The sequence below is a fragment of the Nostoc sp. MG11 genome, assembly GCF_014904695.1.
In the GTDB taxonomy this organism is placed as follows: domain Bacteria; phylum Cyanobacteriota; class Cyanobacteriia; order Cyanobacteriales; family Nostocaceae; genus Komarekiella.
The window spans coordinates 1-754 of sequence record NZ_JACXXN010000208.1 but is presented as its reverse complement, the minus strand read 5'-3'; the positions used below and the strand labels follow the sequence as shown (position 1 = coordinate 754).

Below are 754 nucleotides of genomic sequence, written 5' to 3'. Positions count from 1 at the left end.
TTGGACGCGCGCCCAGTAGAGGGTGGTTTGACGTTCTAGACGACTGGTTAAAGCGCGATCGCTTCGTATTCGTAGGATGGTCAGGGATATTATTATTCCCCTGCGCCTTCCTAGCACTAGGCGGTTGGCTAACCGGGACAACATTTGTCACCTCTTGGTACACCCACGGATTAGCTTCCTCCTACTTAGAAGGATGTAACTTCCTAACAGTAGCAGTATCAACCCCAGCAGACAGCATGGGACACTCCCTATTGCTGTTGTGGGGTCCAGAAGCTCAAGGCAACCTCACCCGTTGGTTCCAATTGGGAGGATTGTGGCCATTCGTAGCCCTACACGGAGCCTTTGGATTAATCGGCTTCATGTTGCGGCAATTTGAGATCGCACGGCTAGTAGGAATCCGTCCATACAACGCCCTAGCATTCTCAGCCCCGATAGCGGTATTCGTCAGCGTATTTCTGATGTACCCCTTGGGACAATCATCATGGTTCTTTGCACCAAGCTTTGGTGTAGCAGCAATCTTCCGGTTCCTACTATTCCTGCAAGGGTTCCACAACTGGACACTCAACCCCTTCCACATGATGGGTGTAGCCGGAGTATTAGGTGGAGCGCTATTGTGCGCCATTCACGGAGCCACAGTCGAAAACACCTTGTTTGAAGATGGCGAAGGAGCAAACACCTTCCGCGCCTTCAACCCCACCCAATCAGAAGAAACCTACTCAATGGTGACGGCAAACCGTTTCTGGTCACAGATATT

At 51.3% G+C, this 754-nt stretch carries 1 pseudogene; it reads left to right on the top strand.

The annotated features are described in order from the left end of the window. Positions 1 to 754, top strand: a pseudogene (locus HCR01_RS38130) (photosystem II D2 protein (photosystem q(a) protein)); the annotation flags it as partial.